The organism is Siculibacillus lacustris, assembly GCF_004328075.1.
GTDB lineage: Bacteria > Pseudomonadota > Alphaproteobacteria > Rhizobiales > Ancalomicrobiaceae > Siculibacillus > Siculibacillus lacustris.
Genome location: NZ_SJFN01000051.1, coordinates 1 through 20782 on the forward strand (window position 1 = coordinate 1; position 20782 = coordinate 20782).

General features: G+C 69.7%; 16 protein-coding genes and 1 pseudogene. 11 read left to right on the forward strand and 6 right to left on the reverse strand.

Translation table 11 applies throughout. The features are described from left to right. A pseudogene (locus tag EYW49_RS23145) lies at window positions 1-196 on the forward strand (hypothetical protein); the annotation flags it as partial. Window positions 197-261: 65 nt separating this feature from the next. On the opposite strand, the gene EYW49_RS21290 reads toward EYW49_RS23145, so the two are convergent. Together EYW49_RS21290 and EYW49_RS21295 are read right to left on the reverse strand one after the other, a co-directional pair. Beyond that, entirely contained in the window at window positions 262-957 is a 696-nt protein-coding gene (locus EYW49_RS21290; protein ID WP_206365528.1) for a chemotaxis protein, read from the reverse strand. A 74-nt stretch (window positions 958-1031) separates the two neighbouring features. Beyond that, window positions 1032-1415, reverse strand: a complete 384-nt coding sequence (locus EYW49_RS21295) for a response regulator (protein ID WP_131311646.1) — start codon at window positions 1413-1415, stop codon at window positions 1032-1034. 309 nt (window positions 1416-1724) lie between these two features. On the opposite strand from EYW49_RS21295, the gene EYW49_RS21300 reads away from it, so the two are divergent. The 3 genes from EYW49_RS21300 to EYW49_RS21310 all read left to right on the forward strand — a co-directional run bounded on the left by EYW49_RS21300 (window position 1725) and on the right by EYW49_RS21310 (window position 4304). Beyond that, window positions 1725-2177: a MaoC family dehydratase gene (locus EYW49_RS21300; RefSeq protein WP_131311647.1), complete on the forward strand. Its 453-nt coding sequence runs from the start codon at window positions 1725-1727 to the stop codon at window positions 2175-2177. Between the two features lie 163 nt (window positions 2178-2340). Beyond that, entirely contained in the window at window positions 2341-3366 is a 1026-nt protein-coding gene (locus tag EYW49_RS21305; RefSeq protein ID WP_131311648.1) for a bifunctional riboflavin kinase/FAD synthetase, read from the forward strand. Further along, complete coding sequence (locus tag EYW49_RS21310; protein WP_131311649.1) at window positions 3363-4304, forward strand: DMT family transporter; 942 nt, start codon at window positions 3363-3365, stop codon at window positions 4302-4304. Before EYW49_RS21305 ends, EYW49_RS21310 begins: the two co-directional genes overlap by 4 nt. Window positions 4305-4323: 19 nt before the next feature. Here EYW49_RS21310 and mgrA read toward each other — a convergent pair whose 3' ends face one another. Then, window positions 4324-5367, reverse strand: coding sequence for an L-glyceraldehyde 3-phosphate reductase (gene mgrA, locus EYW49_RS21315; protein ID WP_131311650.1), 1044 nt, complete (start codon window positions 5365-5367; stop codon window positions 4324-4326). A 639-nt stretch (window positions 5368-6006) separates the two neighbouring features. On the opposite strand from mgrA, the gene ileS reads away from it, so the two are divergent. From ileS to EYW49_RS21340, 5 genes are all read left to right on the forward strand, one after another. Beyond that, a complete protein-coding gene (gene ileS / locus EYW49_RS21320; RefSeq protein ID WP_131311651.1) occupies window positions 6007-9045 on the forward strand; it encodes an isoleucine--tRNA ligase in 3039 nt (1012 codons plus the stop codon). After that, on the forward strand, window positions 9042-9545 hold the full coding sequence (lspA, locus tag EYW49_RS21325; RefSeq protein ID WP_131311652.1) for a signal peptidase II: 504 nt from the start codon (window positions 9042-9044) through the stop codon (window positions 9543-9545). Before ileS ends, lspA begins: the two co-directional genes overlap by 4 nt. A 101-nt stretch (window positions 9546-9646) precedes the next feature. Next, window positions 9647-10270, forward strand: coding sequence for a hypothetical protein (locus EYW49_RS21330; RefSeq protein ID WP_131311653.1), 624 nt, complete (start codon window positions 9647-9649; stop codon window positions 10268-10270). Between the two features lie 81 nt (window positions 10271-10351). Continuing rightward, entirely contained in the window at window positions 10352-11875 is a 1524-nt protein-coding gene (locus tag EYW49_RS21335; protein ID WP_228259706.1) for a M16 family metallopeptidase, read from the forward strand. A gap of 62 nt (window positions 11876-11937) precedes the next feature. Then, window positions 11938-13296 (forward strand): M16 family metallopeptidase, encoded by a 1359-nt coding sequence (locus EYW49_RS21340; protein ID WP_131311654.1) that lies wholly within the window; start codon window positions 11938-11940, stop codon window positions 13294-13296. A gap of 7 nt (window positions 13297-13303) precedes the next feature. Here EYW49_RS21340 and EYW49_RS21345 read toward each other — a convergent pair whose 3' ends face one another. Continuing rightward, window positions 13304-14173, reverse strand: coding sequence for a TIGR01459 family HAD-type hydrolase (locus EYW49_RS21345; RefSeq protein WP_131311655.1), 870 nt, complete (start codon window positions 14171-14173; stop codon window positions 13304-13306). A 152-nt stretch (window positions 14174-14325) separates the two neighbouring features. Here EYW49_RS21345 and mutL point away from each other — a divergent pair, with 152 nt between their 5' ends. Continuing rightward, the gene (gene mutL / locus EYW49_RS21350) at window positions 14326-16239 is read left to right on the forward strand and encodes a DNA mismatch repair endonuclease MutL (protein WP_131311656.1); all 1914 of its coding nucleotides are present in this window, start codon (window positions 14326-14328) and stop codon (window positions 16237-16239) included. A 528-nt stretch (window positions 16240-16767) separates the two neighbouring features. Here mutL and EYW49_RS21355 read toward each other — a convergent pair. Both EYW49_RS21355 and EYW49_RS21360 read right to left on the reverse strand, forming a co-directional pair. Further along, on the reverse strand, window positions 16768-18486 hold the full coding sequence (locus EYW49_RS21355) for a methyl-accepting chemotaxis protein (RefSeq protein ID WP_131311657.1): 1719 nt from the start codon (window positions 18484-18486) through the stop codon (window positions 16768-16770). Between the two features lie 186 nt (window positions 18487-18672). Beyond that, the gene (locus EYW49_RS21360; protein ID WP_131311658.1) at window positions 18673-20349 is read right to left on the reverse strand and encodes a methyl-accepting chemotaxis protein; all 1677 of its coding nucleotides are present in this window, start codon (window positions 20347-20349) and stop codon (window positions 18673-18675) included. Window positions 20350-20576: 227 nt separating this feature from the next. Between EYW49_RS21360 and EYW49_RS21365 the strand changes: the two genes are divergently transcribed. Beyond that, window positions 20577-20782, forward strand: a 206-nt coding sequence (locus tag EYW49_RS21365) for a transposase (RefSeq protein ID WP_131310539.1), incomplete at its 3' end; no start/stop codon positions are given.

The following is a 20782-nucleotide window of genomic DNA, read 5'->3' on the forward strand; positions in this document are numbered from 1 at the left end:
CGCCGGTCCGGCCCGTCGCCCGGGCCTCCGCCCGGCGACCCCCACGCCCTCGGCGTCGCCCGATCCGGTGCCGCCGCCGGCGGTGCGCCGCGCGGATCGCGCCGGCGCCGCTGCCGCGTCGAGCCGGGCGCCCGACGACGAGGCCCCGGCGGTGCGGCCCGGCATCCGCATCGTTCCCGGCACCGCCCTGCGCTGACCCCGACGTGCGAACGCCGCCCGAGGGGTCCCGAGCGGCGGCACTTGGCGGTTCGAAAGGGTCGGTCAGTCGAACAGGGCGTCGATGTCGTTCTGATCCGAGGTCGTCGTCGAAGCCTTGGGCTTGGGCGCGAAGAAGTCGTCGACCATCGATTGATCGACACCTTCGCCCTTCATCTGCGGCCCGTGCAGGAGAAGCTCGCGATCGCGGCGCTCCGCGTCGGTCTCCGGCGGCGCTTCGCCTTCGACGTTCGACAGTTTCAAGGTCCGGCTCAACATGCCGAGCCGCTCCTCGATCCAGCCGAGGGTCTTGACCACCTTGGCGATGCGCTGCCCGGTGATGTCCTGGAACGAACAGGCTTCGAAGATCACGATCATCCGGTCGTCGACCAGCGCCTTGAAGGCCTCCGAGTCGGACGCGTCGGCGGCCATGATGTCCTCGGCCGCGGTCATGATCGCACCGGTGGCCAGTTCGGTCGCCTCGACCACCGCGTCGAGCTCGCTGCCCGCCTCGGGGATCTTCTCGAAGCGCATGTGATCGGGCCGGAGCCCACCGATGTCGCGGCGGAGCGAGCCGATTTCACCGATGATCGATTGGAATTCGTCGTGGAGCAGCGTGTCGATGCGTTCCATCGTACCGTCGAGGGACTCCGCCATGCGTTCGGCGAGGACCATGACGTCTTCGAGCGACAGATCGTTTCTCTGGGCTCGAACGAATTCGACGATGTGCGCGAGCTGCTCCGGAGGATATGCCGGAGCCATGTGTTCGTCCCCTGGTATCATCGTGTTCCGTCGTCCGGCGCGGCCCCCTGCCGCCACCGGGCCCCCCAGGCGGATCAGTCGCTGAAGACGGCTTCGATCTTGCCCTTCAACGTCTGAGCGTTGAACGGCTTGACGATGTAGTTGTTCACACCCGCCTTCTTCGCGGCGATCACGTTCTCGGTCTTGGATTCCGCCGTCACCATGATGAACGGCGTTCTCGTCAGACCCGGATCGGAGCGCACGTGCTTCAGCAACTCGTAGCCGGTCATCGGCTCCATGTTCCAATCGGAGATGACGAGGCCGTAGCGGCGCTCCTTCATCTTGCCGAGTGCTTCGGTGCCATCGGAAGCTTCGTCGACGTCGTCGAAACCGAGCTGCTTGAGAAGATTGCGGATGATCCGGATCATGGTCTTGTAGTCGTCGACTACGAGAACCGGCATCGTGAGGTCCAGCGCCATGAGTTCGTTCTCCGAAACAGGCTGCGACGTTTGCTGTCGAGTCGCTTCCGTCTTTTCAATTTCGGGATCCGTCACCGATCTCGCGATCGCTCTCTTCCCCCGAGTGCATGGGTCAATCTAGCTAGGAGCTTCAAATATTCGGTTAATGACGGAGCAAACGTTTCGTCGGCTTTTCTCGTTCGGCGGCGAATTGCCGGAGCGCGCTCGCGCCCCGCCGACGTCATTCTAACACTATTGGGTGTCTTGCAGCGCAGTCGACGCCGTGATTAGCGTCGCCCCTGGCGAGCAGAGACTCCGGAGATTCGAAACATGGTCGATTCACATCATACGCCTCATTTCTTCGAAGACCTGACTCTCGGAATGCGCGAGACGCTGGACAAGACCGTCGACGAGGCCGACGTCGCGGAATTCGCCCGTTTGTCGGGTGACGACAACCCGATCCATGTCGATGCCGACTATGCCGCGACCACCCGCTTCGGCGGCCGCATCGTTCATGGTTTATTCACCGCGAGTCTCTTCTCCACCTTGCTCGGCACGCGACTGCCCGGTCCCGGCGCGATCTATCTCGGTCAGACCCTGAACTTCCGCGCGCCGGTGCGCATCGGCGATCGCATCGACGTCTCGGTGGAAGTGATCGAACTGACCCCCAAGGGGCGTCGCGCCCGTCTGCGCTGCGAGGCGCGGGTCGGCGAGACCGTGGTCCTCGACGGCGAGGCCACCGTGATGGTGCCGCCGCGTCCCGCCACCGCCCACGCCGCCTGATCGTCGCCGGCCATGAGGTCGCGAGGCCTCGGGCCCGGCGTAATGGGAGGACTGCGTCGCGACGCCCTTGACCGGCGCCGCCGCGGGAGGGCAGGGTCCGACACTCGTCGCGTTCGGCGCTCCGGCGCCGCCGTCCCCCTGTCCCGAAACGATCGAAGGCCCGATGCGTGATCTTCCCTCGGCGGCGACCCCGCCGTTCGTGTCGCTCGACCTCGACGACGTCCTGCCGGCCACGCTCGCCGGCGCCCATGTGGCGATCGGCAATTTCGACGGCATGCACCGCGGCCATCAGGCGGTGGTCGAGGCGACCCTCGATCGCGCCCGCGCCCATGGCCGCCCCGCGCTCGCCTTCACCTTCGAGCCCCATCCGCGCAGTCACTTCGCCCCCGAGCATCCGGTGTTCCGGCTGTCGCCGCCCGACGTCAAGGCACGGCTGATGGCGGCGCTCGGGCTCGACGGGCTGGTCGTGGCGCGATTCGATGCCGCCTTCGCCGGCCTCTCTGCCCAGGCCTTCGTCGAGGACGTGCTGCTCGGCAAGCTGCAGGTCGGCGGCGTCACCGTCGGCTGGGACTTCCATTTCGGCCGCGGCCGGGTCGGCGATCCCGCCTTCCTCGACGCCGCCGGCCGCCGCCACGGCTTCTCCGTCGACGTGGTCGAGCCCTTCGTCTGCGAGGACGGCGACAACGTCTCGTCGAGCCGGGTGCGCGCGGCGCTGGCCGCCGGCGATCTCGCCGAAGCCGCCGGTTTGCTCGGCTATCGCTGGTTCGTGCGCGGGCCGGTGGTCGGCGGCGACCGCCGCGGCCGCGACCTCGGCTTCTCGACCGCCAACATGACCCTCGCCCCGGCCTGCCGGCTGCGCCAGGGCGTCTATGCGGTGACCTTCACCGTCGACGGCGTCGCCCACCCCGGGGTCGCCAACTGGGGCCGCCGGCCGCAGTTCGGCGAGGGCCTGCCGGTACTGGAGACCCACGTCTTCGATTTCGCCGGCGATCTCTACGGCAAGATCGCCGAGGTGCGCTTCGTCTCCTGGCTGCGCCCGGAGGAGAAGTTCGCGAACGTCGCCGCGCTGGTCGCCCAGATGCATCTCGACGCCGCCGAGGCCCGCGCCGTGCTCGCCGGGATGGATCCCGGCACCGCGCTCGAGCGCGATCTCGCCGCCCGCGCCCTCGGCGCCGGTCCCGCATCATGACGCCGATCGCTCTGCGGCCGGCGGATGTCGGCGCCACCGTGGTGCGCGGCATCGCGATCATGACCTTGGCGATGCTGATCGTCCCGGCCATGGACGTGCTGGCCAAGCTCCTGACCCGCGCCATGCCGGCCCCGGAGGTCGCCTTCGGGCGCTTCGCCGCGCAGTTGGTGGTGTCGGTGGTGATCGGCGTGGCGATGGGCGAGGGGCGGCGGCTGATCCCGCCCAACTTCGGCGGTCACGTGCTGCGCAGCCTGTGCCTCGCCGCGACCTCGCTGCTGTTCTTCTCCGGACTGGCGGTGATGCCGCTGACCGATGCGCTGGCCATCGCCTTCGCCGAGCCGATGATCCTCACCGCGGTGTCGCCGTGGCTGCTCGGCGAGACCGTCGGCTGGCGGCGCTGGTCGGCCTGCGGCGTCGGCTTCGTCGGCACGCTGATGATCATCCGCCCGAGCCTGCAGATCTTCGGCCTCGCCGCCCTGCTGCCGCTCGGCGCCGCCTTCACCTTCGCCGGCTATCACGTCATGACCCGCCGCCTGTCGGGCCAGGGCAGTCTGGTCGCGGTGCAGTTCGCCACCGGCCTGGTCGGCACCGCAGCCCTCGGCGTCGGCGTCCTCGGCGGCAGCCTCGCCGGGGTGATCGGCGGGCCGCTGGTGTGGCCGTCGGCCGACGGCTGGATCGTCTTCGCGGCGATCGGCGCGCTGTCCTTCGTCACCCACGGGATGATCGTCAAGGCCTTCGAATTCGCCCCCGCGGCGGTGCTGGCGCCGTTCGGCTATCTCGAGATCGTCTCGGCCACCGCACTCGGCTTTCTGGTCTTCGGCGATTTCCCGCAGACCCCGACCTGGGCCGGGATCGGCCTGATCGTCGCCTCCGGCGTCTACATCGCCCATCGCGAGGCGATGCGGCGCCGGCCGGCCCCGTCATCGCCCCGCCTCTGAGGGCGCGCCGCGCGCGGCGTCAGACCTTCTGGTCGCTCTCCGGCTTGCCCCACAGCGAGACCCGACCGTCGACGGCGTGCTGGTCGATTTCGGCGAGTTCGGCGGCGGTGAAGCTCGGCGCGTCGAGGGCGGCGAGGTTCTCCTTGAGCTGCGCCGGCGAGCTCGCGCCGATCACCAGCGAGGTGACGCGCGAATCGCGCAAGGCCCAGGCCAGCGCCAGTTGCGGCAGGGTCTGGCCGCGGCGGCCGGCGATGGCGTTCAGCGCCGCCACCCGCGCAAGATTTTCGGGGGTGAGATGTTCGCGCTTGAACGAGCCGCCGCCCGGCTTGTTGATCCGCGCATCCGCCGGGATCGCCCCGAGATACTTGGTGGTCAGCAGCCCTTGGGCGAGCGGCGAGAAGGCGATCACCCCGGCACCGACCTCTTCGACCGCGTCGAGCAGGCCGCGCTCGATCCAGCGGTTGAACATCGAATAGGACGGCTGGTGGATCAGCAGCGGCACGCCGCGCTCGGCGAGCAGCTTGGCCATCTCGCGGGTCTTCTCCGGCGAATAGGACGAGATGCCGGCATAGAGCGCCTTGCCGGAAGTCACCGCGGTGGCCAGCGCCCCGGCGGTCTCGGCGAGCGGCGTGGTGGCGTCGTAGCGGTGGGAATAGAAGATGTCGACATAGTCGACGCCCATCCGCTTCAGGCTCTGGTCGAGGCTCGCCAGCACGTATTTGCGGCTGCCGCCGCCCTGGCCGTAGGGACCCGGCCACATGTCCCAGCCGGCCTTGGTCGAGATCACCAGTTCGTCGCGCAAGCCCGCGAAGTCCTCGCGCAGGATGCGGCCGAAATTGATCTCGGCGCTGCCGTAGGGCGGGCCGTAGTTGTTGGCGAGATCGAAATGGGTGATGCCGAGATCGAAGGCGGTGGTCAGCACGGCGCGCTGATTGGCGAGCACGTCGACGTCGCCGAAATTGTGCCACAGCCCGAGCGACAACAGCGGCAGGTCGAGACCGCTCCGCCCACACCGGCGGAAGCGGGCCTTCTGGTAGCGATCGGCGGCGGGAACATAGGTCATGGGTCGTCTCCCTGGAATGCCGGCCGCTTCGATGCGGCCCGTCGATGGCGGGGCCGGGGCGAACCCGCGGGCGTCCCATCGAACATAGCGCGCCGAGCCGTCGCCGTATGCCCGTCGGGACCGCGGGAGCGTGAGGGCACCCATGCGAGGGCCGGGGAGGGGGACGAATGTGCCGGGCGGTCGGTTTGGAGCGGACGCCGACGAGAGGGTGCTGCCGGTCGCCGACCGAAGAGGGACGGCTCCGCTGTCGGGGTCCTCTCCCCCCTCGAGGGGGGGAGGGGACGTTGCGGCACGGACCTTCGGAAAGCTCCGAAATCGACGGTTCCGATCGGGATCGGGTCGAGTGCGATCGCCCGGCCGAACGGCCGCCGCCTCTTCCCTTGCGCCCGCGTCTCCTGATAGAACGCCCCTCATGATCTCTCCGCGACCCCCTCTCGGTCGGGCCCTGGCCTCGGCCACCGCGCGAATTATCGGCCCGGCTCCGATCGGGCGCGGCTGACCGCCGCCCATCGGAGTCCGGGACTTCGCGTCCGCCCGCCGCTTCCGAGGCCGGCCGGCGCCGATGCCCTTCCGCTCGACGGCACGCGCCCGCTGCCCTGCCGTCCGCTCGTCTCCTCCGTCACGTCTGGATGCCTTCCGATGACCGACACGCCCGTCGATGCCGCCGCCGCCCGAGCCGTCGACTATTCCAAGACCCTGTTCCTGCCCGTCACCGATTTCCCGATGCGCGCCGGCCTGCCGCAGAAGGAGCCGGAGATCCTGGCCAAGTGGGCGGCCGACGACCTCTATCGCGCGCTGCGCCGCGAAGCCGCCGGGCGGCCGAAGTTCGTCCTCCACGACGGCCCTCCCTACGCCAACGGCCATCTCCACATCGGTCACGCGCTGAACAAGATCCTCAAGGACGTGATCACCCGCCAGAAGCAGATGGAGGGTTTCGACTCCAACTACGTGCCGGGCTGGGACTGCCACGGCCTGCCGATCGAGTGGAAGATCGAGGAGAAGTATCGCGCCGCCGGTCAGAACAAGGACGACGTGCCGAAGAAGGAGTTCCGCGCCGAGTGCCGGGCCTTCGCCGAACATTGGGTCGGCATCCAGTCGGCCGAGTTCCAGCGCCTCGGCGTGATCGGCGACTTCGCGAACCCCTATCTGACCATGGCCTACGAGGCCGAAGCGATCATCGCCGGCGAGATCCAGAAATTCGCGCTGACCGGGCAATTGTATCGCGGCTCGAAGCCGGTGATGTGGTCGGTGGTCGAGAAGACCGCGCTGGCCGAGGCCGAGGTCGAGTATCAGGACTACACCAGCGACACGATCTTCGTGAAGTTCCCGGTGAAGCTGACGCAAGGTGTACGGGAACTCATTGGCGGTGAAGTGGAGCCGAGAAGATACAATGCGCCTCCAGTCGAGTTCGCCGGTGCTTCCGTCGTAATCTGGACGACCACGCCTTGGACGATCCCCGGCAACCGCGCCGTGTCCTTCTCCAACCGCATCGCCTACGGCCTCTATCGCGTCACGGCTTCGCCCGAGGGCAACTGGGCGACCGTCGGCGAACTTCTCGTTCTCGCCGACAAACTCGCCGACGAGGTGATGAAGGCGGCCAAGGTCGAAGCCTTCGAGAAGGTTGGCGACGTGTCCGCCGAGGAATTGAAGGCGCTCACCCTCGCCCACCCCCTCGCCGCTCTCGGCTACGGCTTCCAGGTCCCCCTCCTCGACGGCGACCACGTCACCGACGATTCCGGGACCGGCTTCGTCCATACCGCGCCGGGCCACGGCCGCGAGGACTTCGAGATCTGGATGCACAATGCCCGCGATCTGACCCTGCGCGACATCGACACGGCGATCCCCTTCACCGTCGACGACTCCGGTTTCCTGACCCAGGACGCTCCCGGCTTCACCGGCCGCTCGGTGATCACCGACAAGGGCGACAAGGGCGACGCCAACAAGGCGGTGATCGATGCGCTGGTGGAGGCCCGGGCGTTGCTCGCCCGCGGCCGGATGAAGCACCAGTATCCGCATTCCTGGCGCTCCAAGAAGCCGGTGATCTTCCGCAACACGCCGCAGTGGTTCATCCACATGGACCGCGAGATCCTGAAGGCGGGCGAGACCGCCGGCGCGAGCGCGGGCACCAGCGAGCCCGACACGCTGCGCGCCCGCGCGCTGCGCGCCATCGCCGACACCACCTTCTATCCCCCGGCCGGCCAGAACCGCCTCAACGGCATGATCGCCAACCGCCCCGACTGGGTGGTGTCGCGTCAGCGCGCCTGGGGCGTGCCGATCGCCGTGTTCCGCAACACCGCGACCGGCGAGCTCGCCCCCGGCCCGACCTTCGCCGGCAGCGCCGAGGTCCAGGCCCGTGTCGCCGCAGCCTTCACGTCCGAAGGCGCCGACGCCTGGTACGCCGACGGCGCCAAGGAACGCTTCCTCGGCGGCCTCGTCGACGATCTCGGCGCCTGGACCAAGGTCGACGACATCCTCGACGTCTGGTTCGATTCCGGCTCGACCCATGCCTTCTGCCTGCGCCGTCGTGCCGATCTGAAATGGCCGGCCGACATGTATCTCGAAGGCTCCGACCAGCATCGCGGCTGGTTCCATTCGAGCCTGCTGGAGAGCTGCGGCACCAACGGCCGCGCGCCCTACGACGCGGTCCTGACCCACGGCTTCGTGATGGCCGAGGACGGCCGCAAGATGTCGAAGTCGCTCGGCAATCAGACCCAGCCCCAGGACGTGATCAAACAGTCCGGTGCCGACATCCTGCGCCTGTGGGTGATGACCTCCGACTACGCCGACGACCTCCGGATCGGCAAGGAGATCCTCCAGACCAACGTCGAGAGCTATCGCAAGCTCCGCAATACGCTGCGCTGGATGCTCGGCACGCTCGCCCATCACGTGCCCGCGGAAGATCCGGCGCCCGCCGATCGGCCGGAGCTCGAGCGGCTGATCCTCCATCGCCTCGCCGAGGTCGCCGATCAGGTCAAGGCCGGTTACGCCGAGTACGACTTCAAGCGGGTGGTCGGGGCGATCTCCAACTTCATGGTGGTCGATCTCTCGGCCTTCTACTTCGACGTCCGCAAGGACGCGCTCTATTGCGAGCCGCGCTCGTCGGTCAAACGCCGCGCCGCGCTCGCGGTGGTCGCCACCCTGTTCGACACCCTGGTGAAATGGCTGGCGCCGATGCTGCCCTTCACCATGGAAGAGGCCTGGGGCCAGCGCTTCCCCGGCGCCCGCTCGGTCCATCTCGAGCTGTTCCCGGACGTGTCCGCCGACTGGCGCGACGACGCGCTCGCCGCCCGTTGGGCCAAGATCCGCGACGTCCGCCGCGTCGTCACCGGGGCGCTCGAGCTCGAACGCGCGGCAAAACGCATCGGCTCCAGCCTCGAGGCTGCGCCCGTCGTCCATGTCGGTGACGCCGCCCTCCATGCCCTGCTCGCCGAGATCGACCTCGCCGAGATCGCCATCACCTCGGGCGTGGTGCTGGTCGCCACTCCGGCGCCCGACGGCGCCTTCACCTTGCCCGACGTCGCGGATGTCGCGGTGGTCCCGGCCAAGGCCGTCGGCACCCGCTGCGCCCGCTCCTGGCGGGTCACCGACGACGTCGGCGCCGACCCGCGCTGGCCCGACGTCTCGGCCCGCGACGCCCGCGCGCTCGCCGAATGGGCGGCGGCCGGGGGGACGGCATGAACCGGCCGTGGATCTGGGGTCTGGCGGCGGCGGTCCTCGGGCTCGCCGCCGATCAGGCCTCGAAGCTCTGGCTGCTGTTCGGGGTGCGGCTCGGCGAGACCGGGGCGATTCCGCTCGCGCCCTTCGCCGAACTGCGCCTGATCTGGAACTACGGCATCTCCTACGGCCTGTTCCAGCAAGACGGCGACGTCGGCCGCTGGCTGCTGGTGGCGCTGGCGCTCGTCGCGGCGGTGGCGATGAGCGTGTGGATGATGCGGGCCAAGTCGCGGGTCCTGGCGCTGGCCCTCGGGCTGATCGTCGGTGGGGCGGTCGGCAACGCCATCGACCGCGCCTGGTGGGGGGCAGTGGTCGATTTCGTCCATCTGTTCCTGCCCGATCGGTCGCGCTCCTGGTACGTCTTCAACCTCGCCGACGTCTGGATCGTTGTCGGCGTGATCGGCCTCCTGTATGACTCCGTCGTCGCCGGTCCCAAGGATGCCACAAAGTCGGGATCTTCCTGACCGCGACGGGTTGCGATCGAAGTCGGTCGGACCGTGACGGCATGGCAGCGAGTACGACGGTCCGGCGTCTTTCGGCGCGGCCGGCGGGGAGAAGGACCGTCGTGACGATGAAGTCTGTGAAGGCGGCGCGCAGTGCCGCGGCGGTCGTGGTTCTCGCCGGATTCCTGGCGGCCTGCGCCAGTTCCTCCGACGGCTTCGTCGAAGAGGGCACCAAGGACGATACCCTCGAGCACAATGCCATCAAGGCGGTGATGACCGGGCTCGGTGCGGTCGATCCCAACGAGAAGCCGGTCGATGTCAAGCCGCGCGCCCCTCTGGTGGTGCCGCCGCATCGCGAGCTGCGCAATCCGGTCGCCCCCGATTCCGCGGTCGCCGCCAATTTCCCACGCAACCCCGAGGATATCGCCGACGAGCAGCGCCGTCAGGTCGGCGAAGGCCCCGGCGCCGGCGGGCGCGTCATGACGCCCGAGGAGCTGCGCCGCTACGCCATTCCCGGCGCCGGTCATCGCGCCCCCGCCGATCCCAATCCCGGCCGCGCCCTGACCCCCGAAGAAATGGCCGGTCACGGCAAGTCGATGGAAGAGGCGATCAAGCGCGCCTCCAACCCGAGCGGACGCGGCACGCTGGTCGATCCGCCGGACGACTATCGCAAGCCGTCGCCCAATGCGCCGATGGTCGCTCCCGAGGAGAAATCCTCGTGGAAGCCCAGTTGGTGGCCGCTCTGAGCGGTCGCCGGTTCGGAAATTTCGATCGATGAGCCATGGTCGCCGGCGGTTTCCCGCGGCGCCTCAGGGAAGGACGTGTCGGTGCCCCTCGCCGCAATCGCCACCCTCTGCCGCCGCTTCGCCGCGCCCCTCCTCGCCCTGAGCCTCGGCGCCTTCGTCGCCGCGCCGGCCGGTGCCGACACGGTCCCGCCGACCGCGCCTGCGGCCGTCGCCCCCGGCGGGTTCGGGGCCGGGGTCTCGACCTTCACGCTGGCCAACGGCCTCCAGGTGGTGGTGATCCCCGATCGCCGCGCCCCGGTCGTCACCCACATGGTGTGGTACCGCGCCGGCGCCGCCGACGAGCCGGTCGGCCGCTCCGGCATCGCCCATTACCTCGAACATCTGATGTTCAAGGGCACCCGCACCCATCCCGGCGACGCCTTCTCCAAGGCGGTGGCGACGATCGGCGGCCAGGAGAACGCCTTCACCTCCTCCGACTACACCGCCTATCACCAGCGGGTGGCCAAGCAGCACCTCGGCCTGATGATGGAACTCGAAGCCGACCGGATGCAGAACCTCGCTCTCGATCCGGCGACCGCCGCGCCGGAGCTGAAGGTGGTGCTCGAGGAACGCTCGATGCGCATCGACAACGACCCCGCCGCCCGCCTCGGCGAGGCGATGGACGCGATGCTGCACCCCAATCACCCCTATCGCATCCCGGTGATCGGCTGGCGCCACGAGATCGAGACCCTGACGGTCGCCGACGCCATCGCCTTCTACGATCGCTTCTACACGCCCAACAACGCCGTGCTGGTGGTCGCCGGCGACGTCGACGCTGCCGAGGTGCGCACCCTCGCCGAGGCGACCTACGGCCGCGTGCCGCGCCGCGCCGAACCCGGCGTCCGCCACCGGCCGCAGGATCCGCCGAGCACCGCCACCCGCGCGGTGGTCCTCGCCGACGAGCGCGTGACCCAAGGCTCCTGGCGCCGGCTCTACGAGGTGCCGTCGCAGCGCTCCGCCGCGCCGGGCGAGAGCGAAGCGCTCGAGGTGATGGCCGACCTGCTCGGCGGCGGCGCCACCAGCCGCCTCTACCGCGCCCTGGTGATCGACAAGGGCGTCGCCGCCCAGGTCGGGGCCTGGTACCAGTCGGGCGCCGTCGACGACACCCGCCTGATGATCTACGCCACCCCCCGCGACGGCGTGTCGATCGACGAATTGGCGCGCGCCGTCGACGCCGTGGTCGCCGACCTCGCCGCGACCGGCCCGACCCCGGAAGAGACCGCCCGCGCCGTCAACCGCGTCGTCGCCGCGGCGATCCGCGCCCAGGACAATCAGGCGACGCTCGCCCGCATCTTCGGCGAGGAACTGGCGCTCGGCGGCTCGGTCGACTCTCTGCGCGGCTGGCCGGCCCGCATCGCCGCGGTCGCCCCCGCCGCGATCCGGGCCGCCGCCGCCAAATATCTCGTGCCCGAACGGGCGGTCACCGGCGAATTGCGCGTCGCCCCTTCGACCGGCAAGGCCCAGCCCAAGGCCGCCTGGCCGGCCGCCGGTCCCGGCGCCTTCGGCCCGATCCGCCGTGGCGAGCCCGCGCCGCTCGGACCGCTCGGCCGCGGGGTCGAACCGTGATCGCCGCCCGCCGGCCGGCGCCGGCCCCCGTCGCCCCGTCCTGCCACCGAGGGAATTCCGCCATGGCCCGCGCCTTCGACCTCGTGCCGATTCCCTCCCCCGCGGACCGAGTCCGGCGGACGCTGCGCGGCGTGGTCTGCGCCCTCGGCCTCGTCCTCGCCGCGGGGCTCGCGTCGCCGGCTTCCGCCACCACGGTCCAGCGCGTCGTCAGCCCCAAGGGCATCGAGGCCTGGCTGGTCGAGGAACACGCGGTGCCGATGATCGCCGTCGACTTCTCCTTCGAGGGCGGCTCGACCCAGGATCCCGCCGGCAAGGAGGGGATCACCGATCTCCTGTCGAGCCTGCTCGACGAGGGCGCCGGCGATCTGCCTTCTCAAGAATTCCAGACCAGGCTCGAGGATCTGTCGGTCGAATTCGGCTTTCACGACCGCGCCGACCGTTTCGACGGCGAAATGAAGACGCTGTCGAAGAACCGCGACGCCGCCTTCGATCTCCTCGCCCTGGCGCTCAATCGCCCGCGCTTCGACGCCGAGGCGGTCGAGCGCATGCGCGTTCAGGCGATCACCGGCCTGCGCCGCGCCGAAAAGAATCCCGACCAGATCGCCGGCCGCCGCCTGCTCGAGGCGGTGTTCCCCGGCCACCCCTACGGCCGCCCGTCGGAGGGCACCGAGGCGAGCCTGACGGCGATCACCCCGGCCGACCTCCACGAGCTCCATCGCCGCCTGTTCGTGCGCGCCGGACTGAAGATCGCGGTGGTCGGCGACATCGACGCCGCCACTCTGGCGCCGCAGCTCGATCGCCTGTTCGCGGGCCTGCCCGCCGAAGGCCGCCGGGTGGCCGTCGCCGAGGTGGTGCCGAAGGCCGGCGGCCGCATCACCGTGGCCGCGCCGATCCCCCAGGCCGTGGTCCGCCTCGGCGCCCCCGGCCTCAAGCGCGACGATCCCGACTTCATGGCCGCCTATGTGATGAACCACATCCTCGGCGGCGGCTCGTTCTCGTCCTGGCTCTACCGCGAAGTGCGCGAGAAGCGCGGCCTCGCCTATTCGATCTCGACCGGGCTCGCGCCCTACGTCCATGCCGGTCTGTTCCTCGGCGCCGTCGGCACCCGCGCCGAGGCGGTCGACGAGACCCTCGCCCTGATGCGCACCGAGATCGCCCGGATGCGCGACACCGGCCCCGACGCCGCCGAGCTGACCGCCGCCAAGGCCTATCTGATCGGCTCCTATCCGCTGCGCTTCGACACCTCCGACAAGATCGCCGGATCGCTCCTGGCGATCATGATCGACGATCTCGGCATCGACTGGATCGACCGGCGCAATGCCGCGATCGAAGCGGTGACCCTCGCCGACGTCCGCCGCGTCGCCGCCCGCCTGTTCGCGGTCGAGCCGACGGTGGTGGTGGTCGGTCCGACCCGCGACTGACGCCGTCTCACCACACCAGACGCGGCAGCATCGCGGTGACCGCCAGACCCTCTTCCATCAGGCGGATCTCGACCCGCTTCGGATCGGGCGCGTCGAGCGGCCCGAAGTCGGCGGCGTGGATGCCGCCGGTGACGAACAGCACGTCGAAGCCCTGGTCGTGGCCGCCGCGCACGTCGGTCGGCAACCCGTCGCCGATCGCCAGGATGCGCGAATCGAGGAGCGGCCGCCCGGCCGCCGCGGCGAGCCGCCGCCGCACCTCGCCGTAGACCGGCGCATAGGGCTTGCCGACCCGCGTCACCGCACCGCCGAACGTGTCGTAGACCCGGGCCAGCGCCCCGGCGCACCACACCTGTTGGCCGCCGCGATGGACCACGATGTCGGGATTGGCGCAGATCATCGGCAGACCGCGCGCCGCCAGCGCCTGGAGCCGGTCGTGGTAGTCTTCGGGCGTCTCGACGGTGTCGTCGGTGAGGCCGGTGACCACCACCATCTCGGCGGTCCCGTCGTCGACCAGCGCCTGCGGCAGGCCGTCGTAGAGGCCGAGATCGCGGTCGGGGCCGATATGGGCGATCCGCCGCTCCGGCCGCTCGGCGAGCAGCACCCGGGTGGCGTCGCCCGAGGTCAGGATGTCGTCGTAGGCCCCGGGCGGGATCCCCAGCGCCGACAGCTGGTCGCCGATCGGCGCCGACGGCCGCGGCGCATTGGTCAAGAGCAGGATCCTGAGGCCGCTCGCCCGCGCCGCCAGCAGCGCCTCGGCCGCCCCCGGATAGGCCGTCACGCCGTCGTGCAGCACCCCCCACACGTCGCACAGCAGGGCATCGTAGCCGCCGGCGATCGCCGAGAGACCGGGAATGCGGGCGGGCGACGGCGTGAGCATGAAGGATCCTCTTCGAGATCGGGGGGGGAATTCGGAAGGCACCAGCCTAGAGATCCTTGCGCTGCACCGCAACGGATCGCCGCCCTTCGCGAAACGCGTGACGGGGACCTGCGAATCCGAGATGATGCCGCCCCATCCACGAGGTCGCGCCGATGATCGTCCGCCAATTGTCGGAAACCACCGTCAATCGCATCGCCGCCGGCGAGGTGATCGAGCGGCCGGCCAGCGTCGTCAAGGAACTGGTCGAGAACGCGCTCGATGCCGGCGCCAGCCGCATCGAAGTGGTCACCGCCGGCGGCGGCAAGACGCTGATCCGCGTCGCCGACGACGGCAGCGGCATGGTCGCCGACGATCTCGCCCTGGCGATCCAGCGCCATTGCACCTCCAAGCTCCACGAGGACGACCTGTTCCGCATCGACAGCCTGGGCTTTCGCGGCGAGGCGCTGCCGTCGATCGGCGCGATCGCCCGCATGGTCATCGCCTCGCGCCATGCCGACGAGCCGCACGGCTGGCAGGTCGCCCTCGACGGCGGCCGCATCGAGCCCTTGCGCCCGGCGGCGATCGACCACGGCACCCGCGTCGAGGTCCGCGACCTGTTCTTCGCCACCCCGGCGCGCCTGAAGTTCCTGAAGTCCGATCGCGCCGAGACCGCGGCGATCACCGAAGTGGTCAAGCGTCTGGCGCTCGCCCGCCCCGACGTGCGCTTCTCGCTCGCCGGCGCCGACCGCGGCGCCCTCGACTGGCCGGCGGTGGCCGGCGACGGGGCGGCGGCGGCCCGCGTCGCGGCGATCCTCGGCGACGACTTCCTCGACAATTCCCTGGAGATCGACGCCGAACGCGAAGGCCTGCGCCTGACCGGGCGGGTGTCGCTGCCGACCTTCCACCGCGCCGCCTCGACCCAGCAATATCTCACCGTCAACGGCCGCCCGGTCCGCGACAAGATGTTGTTCGGGGCACTGCGCGGCGCCTATGCCGACGTCATGGCCTCCGACCGCCACGCCGTGGTGGTGCTCGATCTGGCGGTGGATCCGCGCGAGGTCGACGTCAACGTCCACCCGACCAAGGCCGACGTGCGCTTCCGCGACGCCGCGATGGTGCGCGGCCTGCTGGTCGGGGCGATCCGTCAGGCGCTCGCCGGTGCCGGCCACCGCGCCGCCTCGACCGGCGGCACCGCCACGCTCGCGGCGCTCCGCACCGCAACCGGCGGCGGCCCGTCGTGGCGCCCGACCGGTCCCGATCGCCGCCCGACCACCCCCTTCGACTGGCGCGCCGCGCCCGCCCGCCCGGGCGAGGCCGATGACTTCGGGGAATTTCCGGACGACGACAGCCGGGGCTTTTCGGATCGATCGGGCGAGCCCGGCGGCTTCGGCGGCGGATCGCATCTCGGCGGCTTCGCCGAAGCCCCCCTCGCGCCCTTCGCCGGCTTCGACATCCCCTCCGCCGACGCCCGCGGCCATGTCGCGCCGCTCGACGCCGCCGCCGAGGCGCGGCCACTCGGCGCCGCCCGCGCCCAGATCCACGCCAACTACATTCTCGCCCAGACCCGCGACGGGCTGGTCATCGTCGACGCCCATGCCGCTCACGAGCGGCTGACCTACGAGAAGCTCAAGGCCCAATTGGCCGAAACCGGCATCGCCCGGCAGCTGCTCCTGGTACCGGAGGTCGTCGAACTGCCCGAGGAGGACGTCGCCCGCCTGCTCGCCCGCGCCGACGATCTCGCCGCCGCCGGTCTGGTGGTCGAGAGTTTCGGCGGTGGGGCGGTGGCGGTGCGCGAGGTACCGGCGCTGCTCGGCCGCGACGACCTTCGCGGTCTGGTGCGTGATCTCGCCGACGACTTCGCCGAATGGGAGGCGAGCGACCGTGTGCGCGCCCGCATCGACGCGATTCTGTCGACCGTCGCCTGCCACGGCTCGGTGCGCAGCGGCCGCCGGCTCCGCCCGGAGGAGATGGACGCGCTGTTGCGCGAGATGGAGGCGACCCCCAACTCCGGCCAGTGCAACCACGGCCGCCCGACCTGGGTCGAGCTCAAACTCGCCGACATCGAGCGCCTGTTCGGCCGTCGTTGAGCGAGGGGCCGAGGAGCGGGGACGAAAGCCAGCACGCCGCGACTCGTCGAGGGCGCGAGATTCGACAGGCCCGCATGGTTAGAAGGCCCTCTCCCCAGGGTCCTCTCCCCCCTCGAGGGGGAGAGACAGAGAGGGGGGGCTCGGCCTCGCCATACTCGGCCTCGCCATATGGGGGAGTGCCCGGTGGATACGCTGCGGCCCCCCCTCCCTGTCCCTCCCCCTCGAGGGGGGAGGGGACGAACACAGGGGCGGCGAGCCTCGACGGGGCTTCGTGTGTGGTCCGGAGAGTTCTCTGTCCCTCCCCTCGAGGGGACCTTTGCGCAATTTCCCGATTCTTTTCCCAGAAGATCGATCTCCACCGTCGCTCCCGGCGAGCGCAGCGAGGGAAGGGAGCCCAGAACGTCAGTAAAGCACCGAGAATAGTATCCCTTTCCCGGCGCGTGCCGCGCCGCCCGGGATGACGGCGGTGGGTGGGAAACCTCCCGGGGGTCCGATCGATCGAATCGAACACCTTCGCCCCCCGCCGCCTCACGCGCTGCGCAGGGTCTCTACGAAGCTCTCGACCTCGCGGGTCAGGTGGTTCGCCTGATCGGCCAGCGCGGTCGACAGGGTCAGCAGCTGGCCGGCCGCCGCGCCGGTCGATTCCGCCGCGCCGCCGACCCCGGCGATGTTCTCGGTGACATGGGCCGCGCCGCTCGCCGCCCGCTGGATGTTGCCGGCGATCTCCCGCGTCGCCGCGCCCTGGTGCTCGACCGCCTCGGCGATCGACGCGGTGACGTCGCGGATCGTGCCGATGGTCGCGACGATGCGGCCGATCGATCCGACCGTGTCGGCGGTCGCCGTCTGAATCTCGCCGATCTTCGCGGCGATCTCGTCGGTCGCCCGTGCCGTCTGGGCGGCCAACTGCTTGACCTCGGAGGCGACCACCGCGAAGCCCTTGCCGGCCTCGCCGGCGCGCGCCGCCTCGATCGTCGCGTTGAGCGCCAGCAAATTGGTCTGCCCGGCGATGTCCTTGATCAGATTGACCACGTCGCCGATCTTGTCGGCGGCCTGGCTGAGCACGCCGATCGCCGTCTCGGTGTTGGCGGCCTCGGCCGCCGCGACCCCGGCGATCTCGGTCGACTGGGCGACCCGGGAATCGATGTCGGCCACCGACGTCGACAGCTCTTCGGTCGCCGCCGCCACCGTCTCGACGTTGCCGCTCGCCGTCTCCGCCGCATCGGCCACCGCCACCGCCTGACGCGCCGTCTCTTCGGCCGTGGCCGAGAGATTGCGCGCCGAGGTCGCCACTTCGCCCGACGACTGCACGAAGTCGCGGGCGAGCCCGCCCATCGTCGCCATGAAGCGATCGGCGATGCGCCGCCGATCGGCGACCATCTGCGCCGCCACCGCGGCGTCCTTGACGGTCTGTTCCTGCCGCAGCCGCTCGGTCTCGACGATCCCGTCGCGGAACACCGCCAGGGTGCGCGCCATGTCGCCGATCTCGTCGCGGCGCGCCGCCGACGGCACCGCCGTGGTGGTGTCGCCCGCCGACACCCGCTGCATCGCCGCGGTCAGCACCTTGAGCGGCCGCGACACCCGGAGCGCCACGAACAGCCAGGCGCCGAAGGCCAGCGCGATCGACCCGGCGGTGATCGCCGCGACCACGATCACCGCCGTCTCGGCGGATTTCGTGGCCTCGGCGGTGCCCTGGTCGGCGAGGCGTTTGTTGAGCAGGATGTTCTGGTCGAGGGCGCTGCCGGCGGTGTTGAACACCTTGCCGGCGCCGTTGAAGATGGTCAGCGCCATCTCTGTCTGACCGACCTTCTTGACGCTCAGCGCCTTCTTCTGCTGGTCCATGTAGACGAACCAGGTCGACTTGAAGCTCATCCAGGTGCTGCGCTCCTGGTCGGAGGCGATCAGCGCTTCGTACTGGTCGAACAGGCGGGCGAGTTCGGCGGCCGAACGCTCCATCACCGTGACGAAGCTCGCGCCGTCCTCTTCGGAAGGGGCGATGGTGTATTGCAACACCGCCAGCCGGTACTTCAGCGACGCCGCCTTGATGTCGCCGAGCGCCTTCATCGACGGCATGTGCTCGGCGCTCAGCTCGGCGTTCTGGGCCGCGAGATCGCGGATCCGGAGATAGGACGAGGCTCCGAGCCCGATCAGACAGAGGATCAACGCCGCGACGATCGCCAGCAGCGACGCCTGGATGGTGATGCGGATCTTGCGCCCGAACTTCCCTGCGAACCTCGTTGCGAACTTCATCGCCCGTTCCCTCCGATCCGTCCGTCGCGGGTCGGGGACGCGCCGACGGCGCGCGACGATCCCTCGCGAGGGTTCTGTTCGAGACGTCGAGGGTAGGAGGACAGGGATAACGAAAGATGAAGGGGCAAGTCGAGCGAAGTGGAATTCCAGCGCCCGCGACCAAGATCGCGGGCGCCTTACGTCGCGTCAGGCTGAGCGCAAGGTCGTCACGAAGACTTCGACTTCACGGGTCAGATCGTCGGCCTGGGTCGACAGATGACCCGACAGGCCCATCAGTTGCGTCGCGGCGGCGCCGGTCATTTCGGCGGCGCGGCCGACCCCGACGATGTTGTCGGTGACGTGTCCGGTGCCTTCCGCCGCGCGGTGGGTATTGGCCGAGATCTCGTGCGTCGCCGCGCCCTGCTGCTCGACCGCCCCGGCGATCGACGAGGTGACGGAGCGGATGTTGCCGATGGTCGCGACGATGCGGCCGATCGAGCCGACCGTCTCGGCGGTCGCCGACTGGATCTCGCCGATCTTCAGGGCGATCTCGTCGGTCGCCTTGGCGGTCTGGGCGGCGAGCTGCTTGACCTCGGAAGCGACCACCGCGAAGCCCTTGCCGGCCTCTCCGGCGCGCGCCGCCTCGATCGTCGCATTCAGCGCCAACAGGTTGGTCTGACCGGCGATGTCCTTGATCAGATTGACCACGTCGCCGATCTTCTCGGCGGCGACCGACAGCACGCCGATGTTGGTCTCGGTGTTGGCCGCTTCGCGGGCGGCGGTCTCGGCGACTTCGGTCGAATGACCGACCTGGGCGTTGATCTCGCGCACCGAAGCCGACAGTTCCTCGGTCGAGGCGGCGACCGTCTCGACGTTGGACGAGGCTTCCTCGGCGGCGCTGGCCACCGCGGCGGCCTGGCGCGAGGTCTCTTCGGCGGTCGCCGACAGGTTCTTGGCGGCGTCGGCGACTTCGCTCGACGAGCGCACGAAGTTCTTGGCCAGCGCCCCCATCGTCGCCATGAAGCGATCGGCGATCTGGTGGCGTTCGGTCTCCATCCGCTTGGCCATCGCCGCATCCTTGTCGGCCTGGGCGGCGCGCAGACGCTCCGTCTCGGCGAGGCCGTCGCGGAACACCACCAGGGTCCGGGCCATGTCGCCGATCTCGTTGTTGCGGGTCGTCGAGGGAATCTCGGTCGCGAGGTTGCCTTCGGAGACGGTCTTCATCGCGTCGGTCAGACGATCGAGCGGCGAGGTCACGCCGACCACCACGAAGACGCCGGCGCCGATGCCGACCACCAGCGAGACGCCGGCGAGCACCAGGATGGTCATCAGGCCACCGTCGAAGGTCGCCCGGGCGAGATTGGTCGCGTCGTGGGCGCCCTTGTCGTTGAGGTCGATGTCGGCGTCGAGCTTGGCCAGCGCGTCGTTGAATCCGGTCACCGACTCGTTCATCGCTTTGGCCGCCTTCTCGTTGTCATTGGCGCGGCTCAGCACGACGGCCTTCTCCTGGGTCGCGGCATAGGTCGCCCATTCGGCCTTGAAGGTATTCCAGATCCGCCGTTCCCCCTCGCTGGCGATAAGCGGTTCGTAGGTCCGCGAGGCCTTGTCGAGGTTGGCGAGCGTACCGGCGATGAGGCCGTCGATCTCCTTCATGATCACCGGATCGGTGTTCATCACGTGCCGGGCGCCGATCGTCCGGAAGCGGGTCGCCTGATACTTGACCTCGCCGAGCAGACGGATCGACGGCAGCCAGTTGTCGGTGATGTCGACGGTGGCGGTGCGCATCGATTGGAGCTTGGAGACCGCCATCCATCCTTGCCCGAGCAGGATGGTGACGAGCAGGGCGACGGTCGCGATCAGCGACGCCTTGACGGAAATACGCATTGTCTACTCCTCGAGAGGCACGCCGCGAACGCGAGCGGGCTCTGCGAGAGGCCGCCGTGTCCAGGTTCAAATTTCGGAATTCAATCCGGAATGTTCCTGATGACGATGCGGACTTTGCGTTAAGGGGTGTTTAAAGCGGCCGACGACATTGTAAAATACCAGATTCTGCAGATCGCAGGCTCTGTTTAGGTCCTGTTGACGAATAGGATTCCCCTTCGGGTCCAGGAATGATTCAACGTCGCTTTCGGAGGGCGGCGGCGTTGATTCGAGACCTGATGAGCGACGAGGAATGGGCGTTCTTCGAACCCTTCGTGACGAGACGTGGCCCGCACAGCGGCCGGCGACCTCAGGGCCATCGGCGTGTCCTCGACGGCGTCTTCTGGATCGCCCGCACCGGCGCCCAGTGGCGCGATTTGCCCGAATTCTTCGGCAA